Here is a 16,549-nt window from a genome sequence, read left to right as displayed (position 1 = left end):
CCGGCAATAAACGGTTTCGCGGCGTATGGCGCCGGTTGGCGCCTGAAGGGCTGCGCCTGTGCGCGCCTTCGTAGCTGCGAGCCCCTGCCCGGAGTGAGGAGTATGAGCGTATTTTTCGATCACCGCCGTCGCTATGGCGACGACGAGCAGGGAGCGATCCAGGACCGTCGGGACGACGGGACCCTGTGGGGCTTCGCCTATGACCGCATCGAGGGCGTCGTCCATCTGACCCTCGCCTTCACCATCGTCGGCGGCGCCGCCGTCGTCCTCAGCTCGGCGCTCTTCAGCCCCGGCGCGCCGCTCGGCGGGCCAGTTGAAAAGCCCGCCGTCGCGAGGCAGGCGCCGACGGTCGCGAGCGCCGCTAGGGAGGCCGCCGCGCCCAAAGAGGCGCCGGCCCCTGTTCCCGTGAATGCGGCGCCGGCCCCGGTCGCGCCCGTCCAGCAGGCGGAGCCCGTTCCCGAGGCGCCCGCAGCCAATCCCTATCTGGACGCGCGCCCGATGACCGATAGCGCGGCCCCGGCGACAGCGGCGAGCGCGCCGGAGCCGCTCGCGCCCCCTTCCGCCGATATCCGTGAAAAGCTCGTCGCGAGTCAGGACGTTGCCCCCGCGCTTGCGGCGCCGCCTGTCCAGGAAACCGCCGCGCCGCCGGCGGAAGCCAACGCCTATCAGGCGCCGGCCGCCCCTGCGGTCGCGAATCTCGACGACGCGAAGGTGGAGCCGCCGCCCGCCGGCGCGAAGCCTGCCGCCGACGACTCCAAGGCCGATGCGGGCGGGCGGATGGCCAAATGCTACCTCAAGCTCTCCGGCAAGGTGCAGAACAGCGGCGCCTGCCGGGTCAATCACGCTGGCGAAAGCGTGATCTTCCATCTGCCCGGCAAGCCGTTGGAGCTCGCCCATGATCGCGGGCGCGTCTGGACGGCGACGCTCGGCGGCCGCAATCTCGGCAAGGTCTACAAGAACAAGGACGCGCCGTGCTGGGGCGCCAAGGGCTTCTATGCCTGCGAGAACGGCTGAGGCTTAATTACTGATCGGTCGCCGGGGGATGGGCGTGATCCTCTCCCCCGGCGTCGCCGTGCGAGTGCCCGGGCTCCGCGCGCTTGGCCCCGAGCGTCTTGGCGATGATGGGCTCGGTCGTCGAGGTCCAGCCGGGACCGGCCGCCGCGACCGGCGTCTCGCCCTCTCCCTGAACGACGTGGACGAGCTTATAGCCGCGCGCCTTCAGCTCGCGCAGGAAATCCGGCAGCATCGCCGCCGTCTGCGCCTTCGAATCGTGGAAGAGCACGATTCCCTTTCCCTCCTTCTCCAGCCGCTTCATCACGAGCTCCAGCTCGCCCTTTGGCGACATGGGCGACCAGTCTGACGCCCACAGATCCGACCCGAAAATCGTGAAGCCCTTGCTTTCGAGGTAAGCGACGAGCGACGGCGTGTCGGCGAATCCCGGGAAGCGGAAGAAGGGCGCGGCCTTGCCGCCCGAGGCCTTGTCGACGGCCTTGATCCCCCTCTCGATGTCGGCCTTGGCGGCGCCGTCCTCCATCAACCGGAGAGTTTTCTCGGGGTGGCTGTAGGAATGATAGCCGATGCTGTGGCCTTCATCGGCCGCGCGCTTCACGAGGCCCGGGGCGCTTTCGGCGTTGGCGCCGATGACGAAGAAGGTCGCCAGCGCGCATTCCTTCGCCAGCGCGTCGAGCACTTTCGCGGTCGGGCCCGCCGGGCCGTCGTCAAACGTCAGCACGACTTCATGATCCTGGAGATCGAGCGTGCGCGGATAGCTCTGCAGCCCCACCGCGGTCCCTCTCGGCCCGATTGTCACGGTGCGCGAGACGCCCAGCGCGTCAGGCCCGCAATCGCGCGCGAGGGCGGGCGCCCCCGCGCAGGCGAGGGAAAGCAGGGCGTAGAGCGGAACGCGGGAAAATTGGGTCATGTGGGTTTTGCCGGTTTGCATCCGCGCTTGCGCGGGTTAAGGAGCCTGAAGCCTTGTAGCGGGAATCGGCATGCCACTCGACCAAGATGAAACGGCGGCGGGCGCCGAGTCCTTTCGCGACGAGAGCGGCGGTTTCGACGCCGATTTCGTCTTCGAGGTCGAAGCGGCCGTCGCCCTTGGCGACTCGGCCCGAGTCCACGAACTTGTCGGCGATCTTCACGAGGCCGATCTCGGCGCGCTTCTCGAACAGTTGAGCCACGAAGCGCGCCCGCGCCTCGTCGAGCTGATGGGCGCTGATTTCGATTTTACCGCGCTCATGGAGGTGGGTGAAGCCACCCGCGAAGATATTCTCGAAGAGCTGCCGGTCGAGACGCTGGTCGAGGGCGTGCGTGATCTCGAAAGCGACGACGCCGTCGCCATTCTGGAGACGCTGGAGCCCGAGGAGCAGGCCGAGGTTCTCGAGGCGCTGCCTGCGCAGGACCGCATCGTCCTGCGCCGCTCGCTGGATTATCCCGACGACTCCGCAGGCCGTCTGATGCAGACGACGCTCATCGCCGTGCCGCCTTTCTGGACGGCGGGCCGCGTGCTGGATTTCTTTCGCGAGACGGATGGCGACGTTCTGCCGGATAATTTCTTCGAGGTCTTCGTCGTCGATCCCGGCTATCACCTGCTGGGCACGGTCTTTCTCGACGCGCTGGTGCGCGCCAAGCCCGGCGCGCGGCTCGAGGAGATCATGCAGGAAGACCGTCGCCGCGTGAAGGCGACCGAGGACGGCGCCGAGGCGGCGCGCCTCTTCGAGCGCTACAATCTCGTCTCGGTTCCGGTCGTCGACGAATCCGAGCGCCTCGTCGGCGTGCTCACCATCGACGACATCGTCGACGTCATGCAGGAGCAGGCCTCCGAGGAGATCAAGGCGCTCGGCGGCGTGAACCCGGAAGAAGAGCTGACCGACGATTTCTGGTGGATCGCGAAAAGCCGCTTCACCTGGCTCTTCATCAACATGCTGACCGCCTTCATCACCTCGACCGTGCTCAAGACGTTTCAGTCGCAATTGGAGCAGATGGTCGCGCTCGCCGTGCTCGGCCCGATCGTCGCGGGGCAGGGGGGCAATTCGGCGACGCAGACCATGACGGTCGCGGTGCGCGCTCTCGCCACGCGCGAACTGAATCGCAGCAATGCCGTGAAAATTATTTTTCGCGAACTCGCCATCGGCGCCGTCAATGGCGCGGCCTTTGGTCTCGTGACCGGGCTTGTCGCGGCCAACTGGTTTCAGAATGTCGGGCTCATGCCGGTCATGGCGCTCGCCATGTTTACGAATCTGGTGGCCGGCGCCTTTGGCGGCATCATCGTCCCGCTCGTCTTCGACCGTTTCAAATTCGATCCTGCGGTGTCCTCGGGGCCTTTCGTGACGACTATCACCGACGTCGTCGGCTATGGCGCGTTCCTCACCATCGCCAGCATATGGTTCCATCTAAACTAGTGTATTGTATTTGTTGATACTTGGTCGATAATATAGTTTAGTCTATTGAATTAGTATGCAAGCGTGCTAGCATGCCCTCGTTCTGACGGCTCCCGGCCGCGGGCGCCTTGGGTGGATGGGGGCAAGCCAATGTTTTCACAATCGAGTTTCGTGCCGCTCGCTTTCTGGGTCGGCTTTCTTGCGCTTGGTTTCGTCACCAGTTTCGGCGGTCCCGCGAAAACGCATCAGACTAAGAGCGCCGTCGCGCTCGCCGCCGACCACGGCCTGTCCCGGCAGGCGGCGCGGGACTGAATCCCCCGCCGCCAACACATTTCCGCTGCAAACCGGTCGCAAAAAGAATCGCAGCGTCTTGCTTTCCCGGCGCGGCGCGTTAACGCTTCGTTACCGCCTGTGGGGATAATTTGACGAAATGCGCTCGTTAAATATTTCTGTGTCGCGTTCCCTCGCGCTCGCCTGTGTTGTTGCGGCCAGCGCGGCGACTCTTGCCGGCTGCGGCAGCAGCTACGATCCCAGCTACGCCAAGCGTCCCCGTTTCGCCACCAGCGCGCCGCTGGTGAACGCGAAGAAGGACCCCAGTTTCCTCGCCTATGCGGTGCCGGAGACGGAGCTCCATCTCTTCCCCGCAACCCGCAGCGCGGAATTCGCCGTGCACGGCATCGACGTCTCCAAATATCAGGGCGACATCGACTGGGAGCAGGTGAAGGAATCGGGCGTCGCCTTCGCCTTCATCAAGGCGACCGAGGGCGGCGACAAGGCCGATTCCAAATTCCAGTATAACTGGGCGGCCGCCAAGGCCGCGGGCGTGCCGCGCGGCGCCTATCACTTCGTCTATTGGTGCCGCCAACCGCACGAAGAGATCGCGAATTTCGCCTCCGTCGTGCCGAACGAGCCCGACGCGCTTCCCCCGGTTCTGGACGTGGAGCCGACGCCGGAATCCAAGAGCTGCAAGCGCACGCTCTACCGGGAAGAGGCCATCCGCGACATGCGGGCCATGCTGGAGGCGATGGAGCGCCACTACGGCAAGAAGCCGATCATCTACTCCTCGGTCGACTTCTATCAGGCGATTCTCCAGCCGGACGCGCTGTCGGAATATCCGATCTGGGTCCGCTCGACGAAATATCACCCGAAGGTCCGTTACGGCGACCGCAAATGGACGTTCTGGCAGTATCGCTCGGACGGCCGCGTGCCCGGCATTGTCGGCGCGGTGGACCAGAACACCTTCAATGGCAGCTTCGAGCACTGGAAGAGCTGGCTTGCGTCGACTACCGGCATGCATGCGCATCCCGTGGCGGCGGCGCCCAAGCCCGTGATGGACGAGCGCGCGGCCAACAAGCTGATCGAGGACGATCCGGCCATGCTCCAGGGCGCCGAAAAGGGCGCCTATGAGAAGGACGCGCCGGCCGCCGGCGCGCCTGGCGCCCCGGTCCCGCCAGCGGGTATCGACAATCCGCCTAACAAGGGTTGAGGGAAGGGGTAGCCATCGGGCGCGTTTTCGCGTATACGCCCCGCACCAGTTTCCGCCGCGCGAAGAACCCGCGCGGCCTTCGCTGTTTAGAGAGACAAGAAAATGGCCGTTCCGAAGAGAAAAACCTCCCCGATGAAGCGGGGCTTCCGCCGTTCCGCCGACGCTCTCAAGGCGCCGACCTATGTCGAGGACAAGGACTCGGGCGAGCTGCGCCGTCCGCACCATGTCGACCTGAAGACCGGCATGTATCGCGGCCGTCAGATCCTCAAGGTCAAGTCGGCCGAGGAATAAGCGGTTTCATCCGCGCATGAAAAAAGCGGGCCCTGGGGCCCGCTTTTTTGTTTTGGGCGACGCCTAGGCCCGCTTCATCTGCGCTGTGCCGAGCAGCGGCAGCAGAATCGCGCGGGGCGACAGGCGCGCGCTCCAGACCATGAGCTTGTTGACGCTCCCAGGCACCACGACGCGTTGGCCCGCCATCAGGCCGTCATAGCCCTGCCGCGCGACCTCTTCGGCCGGCACCAGAGCCGGCTTCATCGCGCCCATCAGCCCCTCGAAGCTCATGCCCGCACGCGCCTGGAAGCCCGTGATGACAGGGCCGGGGCAGAGGCAGGAGACCTTCACGCCGGCCGGCTTCAATTCATAGGAAATCGCCTCGCTGAAGGAGCGCACGAAGGCCTTGGTCGCGTAATAGACGGCGAAGCCCGGGCCCGGCATGAAGGAGGCGATGGAGGCGACGTTCATCACGCCGCCCTTGGTCTGCGAGAGCTCGGGGATGAATCGCAGGGTCAAGGCGGTCAGCGCCCGGACATTGAGGTCGATCATGGCGAGCTGCTCCGCCTGATCGAGTTCCGCGGCCGCGCCGATGAGCCCGAAGCCCGCATTGTTCACGAGATATTGCGGCGTGAGGCTGGCCTCGGCGAGGCGGGCGGCCAGCGTCTCGACCGCGCCGTCGGCCAGAAGATCGAGTTCGATCACGGTCGGGCGGCTCCTGCCGCTCGCGGCGATCTCGTCGGCCAGCGCCGCGAGCCGATCGCCGCGCCGTGCGACGATCGCGACCTCGTGGCCCTTTTCGGCGAAGACGCGGGCGAGCTCCGCGCCGATTCCCTCCGACGCGCCGGTGACGACTGCCGCCGGGCGGGCGTTGGAAACGTCAGACATGAAAGGTCACTCCTTGGGGCGATACCAGGGATTTTCGAGCGGCTGCGCGAGGCTCTCGCGCACTTCGCGGCGCAGCTCGACGCGCTCGCGGGTGGAGACGCCGAGAAGCTCGGCGACGCGCCAGACGACATTCTCCTCGAACTCGTGCACGGAACCGTCGGCATGGGCCATGTCCCAGAGCATGCCGATCACCTGCTTGCGACCGTCCTCGTCCAGGCGGCGCTTCAGGACGCTTGTGAAACGGTAGAGATCGACGGCCTCGCGCTCGCTCTCGAAAGCGTCGTCGATCAGCGCGCGGGCCGCATCGGGCGCCAGACCGAAGCGCGCTTCGACGAGCTGCTGGATGCGCGCCCGCTCGCTTTCGTCGAAATCGCCATCGATCGACGCAATGTGCACCAGCAGGGCGGCGGCCGCGAGCTGGTAATCGACGGCCTCGAAAGGCCTTGGCTGGGCGGCCTCGCCGGTGAGCTCGGCGATGAGGGATTTGAGCGCGTCGAACATGGGAATTGGCCTGCCGCAGGGTATGGCGTTCTCCTTGCTATAGAGCAGGGTGGAACGAAAGGGTAGCTGCCCCAGGCGCCCGCCAAGCGGGCGGGGGATCGGATCGGCGCTGGTTTTCGCCTATTTTTTAGGCGGCATGACCTGCAAATAGGCGCCTTCTCGGTCCGGCGATTGATTAAGACAGCGAGGTGACGGTGGCGGCCGAGATCCACTCTTTCCGCGCCAAAGCGTCCGAAGCCCCGAGCCGCCCCTGGAGGAATCATTCAGCCGATATGACGAGCGCGACGATCAAATCCGACCTGCCGCTGACCGGCCTCGCCGGCTTGAAGCAAAACTGGCGCGAGGATGCTCTCGCCGGTTTCCTCGTCTTCCTCATCGCGCTGCCGCTCTGTCTCGGCATCGCCATGGCTTCCGGCTTTCCGCCCCAGGCCGGCCTGATCACGGCGATCGTGGGCGGCGTGCTCGTGTCGCGCTTCAACGGCTCCTTCGTCACCATCAACGGCCCGGCGGCCGGCCTCATCGTCGTTGTGCTCGCCTCCGTGCAGGAACTGGGCGGAGGCGACGCGATGGCCGGCTATCGCTACACGCTCGCGGCGATCGTCTGCGCCAGCGTCCTGCAGGCGCTTATGGGCGTGATGCGCGCCGGCAAGCTCTCGGCCTTCTTCCCGTCTTCCGCCGTGCACGGCATGCTCGCCGCCATCGGCATCATCATCATGGCGAAGCAGCTTCACGTCATGCTCGGTGTGAAGCCGGACGCCGACACGCTGTTCCAGACGATTGGCGCGATCCCGGCGAGCCTCAGGGAGATGAACCCCGAGGTCGCGACGATCGGCTTCGTCGGCCTCGCCATCCTCATCGGGTGGACCCTCGTTCAAAACCGCTATCTGAAGATGATCCCCGCGCCGCTGATCGTCGTCCTGGTCGGCATGGCGCTGGGCCAATATTTTGATCTCGACGACGAGCACATCTATCTGTTGATGCCCGAGGCGCCGGTCCTGCCGCATACGGAATATTCGATCGGCCCGAAATTCCTCGTCGAGATCCCGCAAAACTTCATGGCGGGCTTCGCCTTTCCGGATTTCAAGCCGATCTTCTCCCTCGTCTTCTGGCAGCAGGTCGTCGCCATCTGCCTCGTCGGCAGCCTCGAGACGCTGCTCAGCGCCGCCGCCGTCGACAAGCTGGACCCCTATAAGCGGACCTCGGACCTCAACCGCGACCTCGCGGCGGTGGGCGTAGGCAATATCGTCTGCGGCTTCATCGGCGGACTGCCGATGATCGCGGAGATCGTTCGCAGTTCCGCGAACTGCAACAATGGCGCGCGCACGGGCTGGTCGAATTTCTTCCACGGCCTCTTCGTGCTCATCTTCGTGGCGCTGTTCCCCAAGCTCATCCGCGAAATCCCGCTGGCCTCGCTCGCGGCGCTGCTGGTCTTCACGGGCTTCAGGCTGGCGTCGCCGAGCGTCTTCAAAAAGACGCTCGCCATCGGCTGGGACCAGCTCGGCGTCTTCTGCATCACCATCGTCGGCGTGCTCGCGACGGACCTGCTCATCGGCGTCGCCATCGGCGTCTTCGCGGAGCTCGCCTTCCATCTCTATCGCAGCGTGCCCTGGAGCGAGGTGCTGCGCCTGCGCCTCGAAATCGAAGAGACGGAGGAGGGCGTCTATCATGTGCGCATGGGGGCGCGGCCTTCTTCGCGAATGTCCTCGGCCTGAAGAAGGATCTGGCCCTTATTCCCAAGGGCAAGACGCTGATCTTCGACCTCTCCGAAACCGCCACCATCGACCATACGGTGATGGAGTTCCTGCACCATTATTGCGAGGACTATGAGCGGACGGGAGGCAGCGCGGAGTTGTTCGGGCTGGACAATCACGCCTCCACGTCGGCACATCCGCTGGCGCCGAGGAAGCGGACGGCCGCGTAGAGGGCCATAGGCCCACATCACGTCGCCGCCCCCCACCCTTGATCCCTCCCCGCCGCACGCGGGGGGAGGGAGGGAGCCATCCTCCCGAGACGGTGGAGGCTGCTCGGTCGTGATCCGCACGGCGCCGTGATTTCCCTCCCCCACGGAGTGGCGGGGAGGGGCAGGGGTGGGGGGCGATGCAGCCATCTCAATTCCTCAAAACAAACGCCAATCCTCCCGCCGCCGAAATCCAGCGCGAGGCATTGAGGGAAGTCCGGAACGCCCCGGCCCCGTTCGGCCGAGATGTGTTTGTTTAATGCGCACCGGAGCCAAAGCGTCCCGGACACGGTCTTTATGACGCGCACCTTTCCCCGCCGGAGTACCTCGCTCCCGGGCACGACCCCCTGACAGGACCGCTTCTTTCCCGTCCGACTTACGTCAGACGAGCGCGCGCTCGAACGCCGCGAGACTCGCCCGCCCGCCAAGCGGAACGCTTGGCGGGCTCTGCATTAATTCCGCAGCGATGCTATAAGGCCGTCCTCAATCACAGGAAGTTTCTGAAGCAACTCGCCGGCGTTCTTCTTGGCGTCTTCTAGCCATGAACCCTCTTCGATTGATGCGAATTTATTATCCCGTGCAATGGATATGCATTCTTGGATGAGCTGACGCGACAGAGGCGATATAAACGGGCCGTGAGAAATCATAAAAACTTCTAGCCTCGCTTCCATTTCTGGAAAATGTTCTACGACTTCTGTGCAAGCCTCGTCGAAATCCATATTCGGGTGAGAGAATGTTGGTCGTGTATTCCTCTGTAACTTCATGAATGCGTTGGCAGCCTCTATTTCTTTATTGAAAATAATTTCTTCCTTTTTAAGCGAGAGCTTATGTTTTTCTGCCTCCTTTGATAGTTCGCTTTTGAAGCGTTCTAGCTCTTGATTTAGGCTAGATTTCTGCCTTTCGAGGGCTTTATTTACAAAGAAGTTAGCAAAAAAACCTATCCCTGCGGTTGCGGCGACACTGCCGCCAAAGAAAGCGAAAATATTTGTGATAATCGTCCAAGCGTCTTGCATTAATGTCGCCTTTTTAGAGTGATACTAAATACGTTGATTATCCTCGTATAGTTATTTCAACGGCATCCGGACTTACACCGAAGGTGAGTGCCAATGCTTTTTTGGCTTCTGCGATCGTCATCATACCCGGGGTTGCCAGAGTGGTCGGTAAAGACGATCCAGCGACACACCCAGCTTCTCCATTTTGCTTTTGTATTGGCTCGAATTGCAGGCTGTTCACGTCAATTCCAAGCTCATCGAGTGACATGTAACGGACTGGATTTCTCCAAGCCTTCCAAACATCTGGAATATTGACCAAGGCGTATTCGCTGATTTCGATTATCCACCGATCTTCCGCCCCTTCCTCGGCGGATTGGCGGACCCCCGAAACCTTTCCGACCAGAAAGGCCGAGCCGTGCGGCTCGGTCGCGTCGGAGAACTCGTGATCGGGGTTGTGGCGGTTCTGAGTGCATACCAGCCATTTGCAGAGCTTCGCGCGGGCGGGTTCAACGATTACGCCATCGCCGATATTTCGCTGGCCGACTGGGGCCGCAAGGAACTCAACATCGCCGAGACCGAGATGCCGGGCCTATGGCTACGCGCGCCGAATACGGCCCGTCGCAGCCGCTCAAGGGCGCCCGCATCGCCGGCTCGCTGCACATGACGATCCAGACCGCGGTCCTCATCGAGACGCTGAAGGCGCTGGGCGCGGACGTGCGCTGGGCCTCCTGCAACATCTATTCGACGCAGGACCACGCCGCCGCCGCCATCGCGGCCACCGGCACGCCGGTCTTCGCCATCAAGGGCGAGAGCCTCGAGGACTACTGGGACTACACCCACAAGATCTTCGAATGGGGCGACGGCGGCTGCCCGAACATGATCCTCGACGACGGCGGCGACGCCACGCTCCTCATCCATCTCGGCCTGCGCGCCGAGGGCGGCGACACGGCTTTCCTCGACAAGGCCACCAATGAGGAAGAGGAAGTCCTCTTCGCCTCGATCAAGAAGCGCCTGAAGGCCAATCCGGGCTGGTACGCGCAACGCCGAGGCGATCAAGGGCGTCACCGAAGAGACGACTACGGGCGTGCATCGTCTCTACGTGATGCACAAGGAGGGCAAGCTCCTCTGGCCGGCGATCAACGTCAACGACTCGGTGACGAAGTCGAAGTTCGACAATCTCTATGGCTGCCGCGAGTCGCTGGTCGACGGCATCCGCCGCGCCACCGACGTGATGATGGCCGGCAAGGTCGCCGTCATCGCCGGCTTCGGCGACGTGGGCAAGGGCTCGGCCGCTTCGCTGCGCAACGCCGGCTGCCGCGTGCTCGTCACCGAAATCGACCCGATCTGCGCGCTGCAGGCGTCGATGGAAGGCTATGAAGTCACGACGATGGAAGACGCCGCCCCGCGCGGCGACATCTTCTGCACGGCGACGGGCAACATGGACGTCATCACCGTCGATCACATGCGCGTCATGAAGGACCGCGCCATCGTCTGCAACATCGGCCACTTCGACAACGAGATCCAGGTCGCTGGCCTGAAGAACCTCAAGTGGCACAATGTGAAGCCGCAGGTCGACGAGATCGAATTCGCCGACGGCAAGCGCATCATCCTGCTCGCCGAGGCCGCCTGTGAACCTTGGCTGCGCGACGGGCCATCCGTCCTTCGTCATGTCGGCGTCCTTCACCAACCAGACGCTGGCGCAGATCGAGCTGTGGACGAAGCAGGGCCAGTATCCGGTCGGCGTCTACACGCTGCCCAAGCAGCTGGACGAGAAGGTCGCGGCGCTTCATCTCGACAAGATCGGCGTGAAGCTCACCCAGATGACCGACGAGCAGGCCAAATATCTCAACCTGCCGAAGAGCGGCCCGTTCAAGCCGGAGCACTACCGCTACTGAGCGGCGTTCCTGCGGGCGGGGCCGTTTTTGGCCCCGCCCGTCGGCTTCTTTCGTTTTCCCAGATACGACTTTACGGCCCCCTTCCTCGAGCGGGGCCGTTTTTTATGTCGCGCGATCAGAAACACGATTCCGTTTTCGATGAACGCGTTCTAGATTGGGGCGATTCGTACCGAGCGTCGTCGGCGAAGCTGGGCGGTCCCGCCGCCGCAAGCCGATTTGTTCCCGTCCCCGCCCTGGGGGCGGAGGGCGTCCCGCGCGCGGCCTTGCAGGAGCGCCGCGTCGGCGTGGCCCTGGCGGCGTTGTTGTGATGAGCACCCCAAAATCGTCCCTCTGGAGCCCGGTCCGTATGAGGCCTAAGCTGGTTTGCGCGCGAAAGGAAACGTCTCGCTCATGATGCGATGCGGCCGAAAGCATTCCGGCGTTGATTTGCCGCGCAGCGCGCGGCGCCTTCGCGCGCGGCTGGCGCTGGGCGCGGCCGCGCTTGGCGGCGCCCTCTTTTCTCCGCCCGCCTTCGCGGAAATCCTCGGCGTCGCGGCGGAGCTTCCCATCGATTCCGACGTCGTCGGCTTCGCTTTCAGCGGCGGGCTCGCGCTCTTTTCCGCGGTTGTTGCGTTGACCTATGTCAATGAACGCAAGCAGTGGCGCCGCCGCGAAGCCGAGCTCGTCGCCGATCTCGAAGAAGTGCGCGCCAAATTCGATCGCGCCAGGATTTTCCTCTCCAGCGAGCCGCAGGCGTTCATCGCCTGGACTGGGCCGGATGGCGAGCCCGACATCAGCGCCTCGACGCTTCTCGTGCTGGAGGCGGCCGCCGCGCCGCGCCGCATTCTGGCTTTCGGCACATGGCTCACGCCGGCGGACGCTCAGGCTCTCGAGGCCGCCGTCGATCGCCTGCGCCAGCATGGCGAGGCTTTCCGTCTCCCTCTCGCGGGCGCCGCAGGGCGCCACTTCGACGCCGAGGGCCGGGCCGTCGGCGGCAGCGCCGTGTTGCGCATTCGCGAAGTTTCCGGCGACCGGCTGGAGCTCATCGGTCTGCGCGAGCGCCATGCCGAAGCGGAGCGCCAGCTTGCGGGTCTTCACGCGCTCCTGGACGTGTCGCCGACGCCCGTCTGGGTGCGGGACGCCAGCGGCAAGCTCGCTTATGTGAACAGCGCCTATGCTTCGGCCGTGGAAGCGAAGGACGCCGCCGACGCCATTTCTCGCAGGCTCGAGCTTCTCGATCAGTCCGCGCGCGCCGAGGCCGCGCAGGCCCTCGCAAAGGGTTCCGTCTGGCGCGCCCGGCTGCCGGCCATCGTCGCGGGCGCGCGCCACATGCTCGACGTCACGCAGACCGCCTTGCCGGAAATGGCGGCCGCGATGGCCGTCGACCGCAACGAGGTCGAGACCGTCCGGGCCGATCTCGAGCAGCAGATGCAATCGCATAAGCGCACGCTCGATCAATTGCCGACGGCGGTCGCCATTTTCGATCGCGCGCGCCGTCTCGCCTATCACAACGACGCCTACGCCAAGCTCTGGCAGCTTGGGCCGGCCTTTCTCGATCAAAAGCCGACCGACGGCGAAATCCTCGACCGCATCCGCGCCGATGGCCGCCTGCCGGCGGAGTCCGATTACAAGGCCTGGAAGGAGCGGCTGTTCGAGGCCTACCGTTCGAACGATCCGATGCGCCACACCTGGCATCTGCCGGACGGGCGCATCGTCGACGTCGTCGCCCATCCCAATCCGCAAGGCGGCGTCACCTATCTCTACGACGACACGACAGAAGCGGTCGATCTCGCGACCCGCTTCAACGCATTGAACCGCACGCAAAGCGAGACGCTGGAGACCCTGCACGAGGGCGTGGCCGTGTTCGGCGCCGATGGCCGGCTGGGCTTCTGCAATCCCGCCTTCGTTAGAATGTGGCGTCTCGACCCGGACGAGCTCACCGAGAGGCCGCGTTTCGAGTCGATCGTCGCGCAGTGCAAGACGCTGCATGAGGACGAAGAGACCTGGGCGCAGTTGCAGGGCTTCGTCACGAGCTTCAACGATATGCGCGAGGGCTTCACGCGCCGCATCGAGCGCAGCGACGGCGTTGTGCTCGACTGCACGGCGCAGTCGTTGCTCGACGGCGCCGCGCTTCTGACTTTCGTGGACGTGACCGCCGACGTGAACGCCGAGCGCGCGCTCTCCGACCGCAACAAGGCGTTGATGGCGGCGGAGAAGCTTCGCAACGACTTCATCCATCACGTCAGTTACGAGCTGCGCTCGCCGCTGAACAACATCAACGGTTTTGTCCATCTGCTCGGCGAGGACTCGACGGGCCCGCTCAATCCGCGCCAGCACGAATATCTGGGCTATGTCAGCAAGTCGTCCGCAGCGCTGCTCGCTATCATCGACGACATTCTCGATCTCGCGACGATCGACGAAGACGCGATGGAGCTGGAATTCTCGGACGTCGACGTCATGGCCACGATGCGCGCCGCCATCGAAGGCGTGCAGGATCGGCTCGCGGAAAATTCGATCGACGTTCAGATCGTCGCGCTCGACAATGTCGGCGCCTTCCGGGGCGACGCCAAGCGCGTGCGGCAGATTCTCTTCAATCTTCTCTCCAACGCCATCGGCTTTTCGAGCCCCGGCCAGACCGTCACGCTCGCGGCCATGCGGCGCGACGACGAGATCGTCTTCAAGGTCACGGATCGCGGCCGCGGCATTCCGCCCGATGTGCTGGAGCGCGTCTTCGAGCGTTTCGAGTCGCACACGGCGGGTTCGCGCCATCGCGGCGTTGGACTTGGCCTTTCCATCGTACGCGCCTTCATGGAGCTGCATGGCGGCAAGGTCTTCATTGACTCCGCCCCCGGCGAAGGCACAACGGTCACCTGCGTTTTCCCCGCCCGCGCGGCGAAGGATCTGACGCTGACGGCCGCGAGCGAAGGAAGCGCCTAATGACCGAGGAAACGGCGGGCAAATGCGTCTGGCGCGTCGAGGTCGCGGACGAGACGGCGACCGCCGCGCTTGCGGCTGATCTGGCCACGCTGCTCAGGAACGGCGACACTGTGACGCTCGCGGGGGATCTGGGCGCGGGAAAGACGACATTCGCTCGCGCATTGATCCGCACCCTGCTCGAAGATCCGACGGTCGAAGCGCCGAGCCCGACCTTCACGCTGATGCAGATCTACGAGGGCGGCGCCACGCGGATCGTCCATGCCGATTTCTACCGCATCGGTTCCGCCGCCGAGCTTTCCGGCCTCGGCTGGGAAGAGGCGGTCGAGGACGCGATCGTGCTCGCCGAATGGGCCGAGCGCGCGCCCGAAGTCTTGCCGCAGGATCGGCTCGACGTGCGGCTCAGCTTCGCCGACGCGGACAATCGCGATGCGCGGCGCGTGACGATCTCCGGCTATGGCGCCTTCGCGCCGCGGCTCAAATCCTTCAAGGCGTTGCGCGAGCTGTTGCGGCGCGAGGGCTGGGCCGACGCGCGGCGCAGCTTCCTTATGGGCGACGCCTCGTCGCGCGCGTATGAAACCCTCGTGAAGCCGAACGGCCAGCGCGCGATCCTCATGATCTCGCCGCCGCGCCCCGACGGCCCCCCGATCCGCTATGGCAAGTCCTACAGCGCCATCGCGCGTCTCGCCGAGAATGTGAAGCCGTTCGTCGCGATCGCTCATGGCCTCGTGGCGCATGGTCTCTCGGCACCGGAAATTTACGGGCAGGATCTCGACGCTGGGCTGCTGATCGTCGAGGATCTCGGCCGCGAAGGCGTCGTTGATGAAAATGGCCCCATCCCGGAGCGTTACCTCGAAGCCGCTGGAGCGCTCGCGCATCTTCATTCGCAGGGACTCCCCGACGCGCTGCCGATTGACGGCGCCAGCAACTATCACATACCGCCCTACGATCTTGATGCGCTGCTCATCGAGGTCGACCTGCTGCTTGAATGGTATGTTCCGCACAGGAAGGCGGTCGTCGCGTCCGGCGCGCGCGCGGTCTTTTCAAACATATGGCGGCAGGCGCTGATTGACATCGCCAGCGCGCCGCCGACCTGGACGCTGCGGGACTATCACTCGCCGAACCTCATCTGGCTCGAAAATCGCGATGGAATTCGGCGCGTCGGCATCATCGATTTTCAGGATTGCGTCCTCGGGCATCCCGCCTACGACATGGCGTCGCTCGGCCAGGACGCGCGCGTTACCGTGCCGAACGATCTGGAGCTAAGACTGCTGGCGCATTACGCCAAGCTTCGCAAGGACGCGGACGAGTCCTTCGACATGGCGTCCTTCGCCAAGGCTTATATGACCCTCGCCGCGCAACGCGCGACAAAGGTGCTCGGCATTTTCGCGCGGCTCAATCGGCGGGACGGCAAGCCGCAATATCTCGCGCATATGCCGCGCGTCGAAGCCTATTTAAAGAAGAGCTTGCGACATCCGGCTCTGGCTGAGATAAAATCGTGGTATGAAGCCAATCTCCCCGGACTGTTCGACGGCGGCTGACCGTGCGGCCTCCGTGCCGAAGACCGCCATGGTGTTCGCGGCGGGTCTCGGCACGCGAATGCGCCCCTTGACCAACACAACGCCGAAGCCGCTCGTTTCGGTCGCCGGCCGCACGCTCATCGATTATGCGCTCGATGACTTCGCGCGCGCCGGCGTCGAAACGGCGATCGTGAATGTTCATCACCTCGCCGATCAGATCGAGACGCATCTCGCCGCACGCACCGAGCCGCGCGTCGTCATTTCCGACGAGCGCGATCTGCTTCTCGATCAGGGCGGCGGCATCAAGAAGGTTCTGCCGCTCATCGGCGACGCGCCCTTCTTCATCTGCAATACCGACGCCTTCTGGTTCGGCGCGCCGCGCTCCAACCTTCTCACGCTCGCGCAAGCATGGGACGCGGAGAAAATGGACGCCGCCTTGCTGCTCTCGCCGACGCAGGGGAGTGTCGGCGTCGACTGGGACGGCGACTTCGATCTGTCGCCCGAGGGCCGCATCATCCGGCGCGCGGGCTCAAAGCCTTACGTCTATTCCGGCGTCGGCCTCATCAAGCCCGAGCTTTTCGCGCACGAGACGCAGGACGTCTTCAAGCTCGCGCCCTTCCTTTTCTCCGCGGCTGAAAAGGGGCGTCTGTTCGGCATCGTCTCCAGCGGGCTCTGGCTCCATGTCGGAACGGTCGCCGCGATTGGAGAGGCAGAGAAAGCGATCGCCGCGCTGAAGGAGTGACACTC

General features: G+C 64.4%; 14 protein-coding genes and 1 pseudogene. 10 read left to right on the top strand and 5 right to left on the bottom strand.

The window, feature by feature from the left end; genetic code table 11:
• The first annotated feature begins 102 nt into the window (after positions 1 to 102).
• On the top strand, positions 103 to 1,014 hold the full coding sequence (locus ACPFMJ_RS07075; RefSeq protein WP_424363119.1) for a hypothetical protein: 912 nt from the start codon (positions 103 to 105) through the stop codon (positions 1,012 to 1,014).
• Between the two features lie 7 nt (positions 1,015 to 1,021).
• Here the strand turns inward: ACPFMJ_RS07075 and ACPFMJ_RS07070 are convergent, their stop codons facing one another.
• Positions 1,022 to 1,921, bottom strand: a complete 900-nt coding sequence (locus ACPFMJ_RS07070; protein WP_424363118.1) for a polysaccharide deacetylase family protein — start codon at positions 1,919 to 1,921, stop codon at positions 1,022 to 1,024.
• A gap of 70 nt (positions 1,922 to 1,991) precedes the next feature.
• On the opposite strand from ACPFMJ_RS07070, the gene mgtE reads away from it, so the two are divergent.
• The 4 genes from mgtE to rpmF all read left to right on the top strand — a co-directional run bounded on the left by mgtE (position 1,992) and on the right by rpmF (position 5,157).
• Positions 1,992 to 3,401, top strand: coding sequence for a magnesium transporter (gene mgtE, locus ACPFMJ_RS07065; RefSeq protein WP_424363117.1), 1,410 nt, complete (start codon positions 1,992 to 1,994; stop codon positions 3,399 to 3,401).
• 129 nt (positions 3,402 to 3,530) lie between these two features.
• The gene (locus ACPFMJ_RS07060) at positions 3,531 to 3,692 is read left to right on the top strand and encodes a hypothetical protein (RefSeq protein ID WP_424363116.1); all 162 of its coding nucleotides are present in this window, start codon (positions 3,531 to 3,533) and stop codon (positions 3,690 to 3,692) included.
• 139 nt (positions 3,693 to 3,831) lie between these two features.
• On the top strand, positions 3,832 to 4,866 hold the full coding sequence (locus tag ACPFMJ_RS07055; RefSeq protein ID WP_424363115.1) for a GH25 family lysozyme: 1,035 nt from the start codon (positions 3,832 to 3,834) through the stop codon (positions 4,864 to 4,866).
• A gap of 102 nt (positions 4,867 to 4,968) precedes the next feature.
• Positions 4,969 to 5,157 (top strand): 50S ribosomal protein L32, encoded by a 189-nt coding sequence (gene rpmF, locus ACPFMJ_RS07050; protein WP_424363114.1) that lies wholly within the window; start codon positions 4,969 to 4,971, stop codon positions 5,155 to 5,157.
• 63 nt (positions 5,158 to 5,220) lie between these two features.
• Here rpmF and ACPFMJ_RS07045 read toward each other — a convergent pair whose 3' ends face one another.
• Positions 5,221 to 6,024, bottom strand: coding sequence for an SDR family NAD(P)-dependent oxidoreductase (locus ACPFMJ_RS07045; protein WP_424363113.1), 804 nt, complete (start codon positions 6,022 to 6,024; stop codon positions 5,221 to 5,223).
• Positions 6,025 to 6,030: 6 nt separating this feature from the next.
• The gene (locus tag ACPFMJ_RS07040) at positions 6,031 to 6,525 is read right to left on the bottom strand and encodes a TerB family tellurite resistance protein (protein ID WP_424363112.1); all 495 of its coding nucleotides are present in this window, start codon (positions 6,523 to 6,525) and stop codon (positions 6,031 to 6,033) included.
• Between the two features lie 272 nt (positions 6,526 to 6,797).
• Between ACPFMJ_RS07040 and ACPFMJ_RS07035 the strand changes: the two genes are divergently transcribed.
• Entirely contained in the window at positions 6,798 to 8,237 is a 1,440-nt protein-coding gene (locus ACPFMJ_RS07035; RefSeq protein ID WP_424363111.1) for a SulP family inorganic anion transporter, read from the top strand.
• A gap of 697 nt (positions 8,238 to 8,934) precedes the next feature.
• Here the strand turns inward: ACPFMJ_RS07035 and ACPFMJ_RS07030 are convergent.
• A complete protein-coding gene (locus ACPFMJ_RS07030; protein ID WP_424363110.1) occupies positions 8,935 to 9,495 on the bottom strand; it encodes a hypothetical protein in 561 nt (186 codons plus the stop codon).
• A 37-nt stretch (positions 9,496 to 9,532) separates the two neighbouring features.
• The gene (locus ACPFMJ_RS07025) at positions 9,533 to 9,793 is read right to left on the bottom strand and encodes a hypothetical protein (RefSeq protein ID WP_424363109.1); all 261 of its coding nucleotides are present in this window, start codon (positions 9,791 to 9,793) and stop codon (positions 9,533 to 9,535) included.
• Positions 9,794 to 9,937: 144 nt separating this feature from the next.
• Between ACPFMJ_RS07025 and ahcY the strand changes: the two are divergent.
• The 4 genes and pseudogenes from ahcY to ACPFMJ_RS07005 all read left to right on the top strand — a co-directional run bounded on the left by ahcY (position 9,938) and on the right by ACPFMJ_RS07005 (position 16,544).
• Positions 9,938 to 11,369: pseudogene (gene ahcY / locus ACPFMJ_RS07020) on the top strand (adenosylhomocysteinase).
• Between the two features lie 390 nt (positions 11,370 to 11,759).
• Positions 11,760 to 14,285, top strand: a complete 2,526-nt coding sequence (locus ACPFMJ_RS07015) for an ATP-binding protein (protein ID WP_424363108.1) — start codon at positions 11,760 to 11,762, stop codon at positions 14,283 to 14,285.
• The gene (gene tsaE / locus ACPFMJ_RS07010; protein WP_424363107.1) at positions 14,285 to 15,823 is read left to right on the top strand and encodes a tRNA (adenosine(37)-N6)-threonylcarbamoyltransferase complex ATPase subunit type 1 TsaE; all 1,539 of its coding nucleotides are present in this window, start codon (positions 14,285 to 14,287) and stop codon (positions 15,821 to 15,823) included. The genes ACPFMJ_RS07015 and tsaE overlap by 1 nt, the downstream gene beginning before the upstream one ends.
• 28 nt (positions 15,824 to 15,851) lie before the next feature.
• Positions 15,852 to 16,544 (top strand): nucleotidyltransferase family protein, encoded by a 693-nt coding sequence (locus ACPFMJ_RS07005; protein ID WP_424363807.1) that lies wholly within the window; start codon positions 15,852 to 15,854, stop codon positions 16,542 to 16,544.
• The last annotated feature ends 5 nt before the right edge of the window (positions 16,545 to 16,549 follow it).

The sequence above is a fragment of the Methylocystis parvus genome, assembly GCF_049675845.1.
Taxonomy (GTDB): domain Bacteria; phylum Pseudomonadota; class Alphaproteobacteria; order Rhizobiales; family Beijerinckiaceae; genus Methylocystis; species Methylocystis parvus_A.
Note: the sequence above shows the minus strand (reverse complement) of the source record. Positions and strands in the feature narration are given on the sequence as shown.

Excerpts from the sequence above, each read along its gene's own strand:
- ACPFMJ_RS07075 (WP_424363119.1), top strand. The coding sequence starts at position 103 with ATGAGCGTATTTTTCGATCACCGCCGTCGCTATGGCGACGACGAGCAG.
- ACPFMJ_RS07070 (WP_424363118.1), bottom strand. The coding sequence starts at position 1,921 with ATGACCCAATTTTCCCGCGTTCCGCTCTACGCCCTGCTTTCCCTCGCC.
- mgtE (WP_424363117.1), top strand. The coding sequence starts at position 1,992 with ATGCCACTCGACCAAGATGAAACGGCGGCGGGCGCCGAGTCCTTTCGC.
- ACPFMJ_RS07060 (WP_424363116.1), top strand. The coding sequence starts at position 3,531 with ATGTTTTCACAATCGAGTTTCGTGCCGCTCGCTTTCTGGGTCGGCTTT.
- rpmF (WP_424363114.1), top strand. The coding sequence starts at position 4,969 with ATGGCCGTTCCGAAGAGAAAAACCTCCCCGATGAAGCGGGGCTTCCGC.
- ACPFMJ_RS07045 (WP_424363113.1), bottom strand. The coding sequence starts at position 6,024 with ATGTCTGACGTTTCCAACGCCCGCCCGGCGGCAGTCGTCACCGGCGCG.
- ACPFMJ_RS07040 (WP_424363112.1), bottom strand. The coding sequence starts at position 6,525 with ATGTTCGACGCGCTCAAATCCCTCATCGCCGAGCTCACCGGCGAGGCC.
- ACPFMJ_RS07035 (WP_424363111.1), top strand. The coding sequence starts at position 6,798 with ATGACGAGCGCGACGATCAAATCCGACCTGCCGCTGACCGGCCTCGCC.
- ACPFMJ_RS07030 (WP_424363110.1), bottom strand. The coding sequence starts at position 9,495 with ATGCAAGACGCTTGGACGATTATCACAAATATTTTCGCTTTCTTTGGC.
- ACPFMJ_RS07015 (WP_424363108.1), top strand. The coding sequence starts at position 11,760 with ATGATGCGATGCGGCCGAAAGCATTCCGGCGTTGATTTGCCGCGCAGC.
- tsaE (WP_424363107.1), top strand. The coding sequence starts at position 14,285 with ATGACCGAGGAAACGGCGGGCAAATGCGTCTGGCGCGTCGAGGTCGCG.
- ACPFMJ_RS07005 (WP_424363807.1), top strand. The coding sequence starts at position 15,852 with ATGGTGTTCGCGGCGGGTCTCGGCACGCGAATGCGCCCCTTGACCAAC.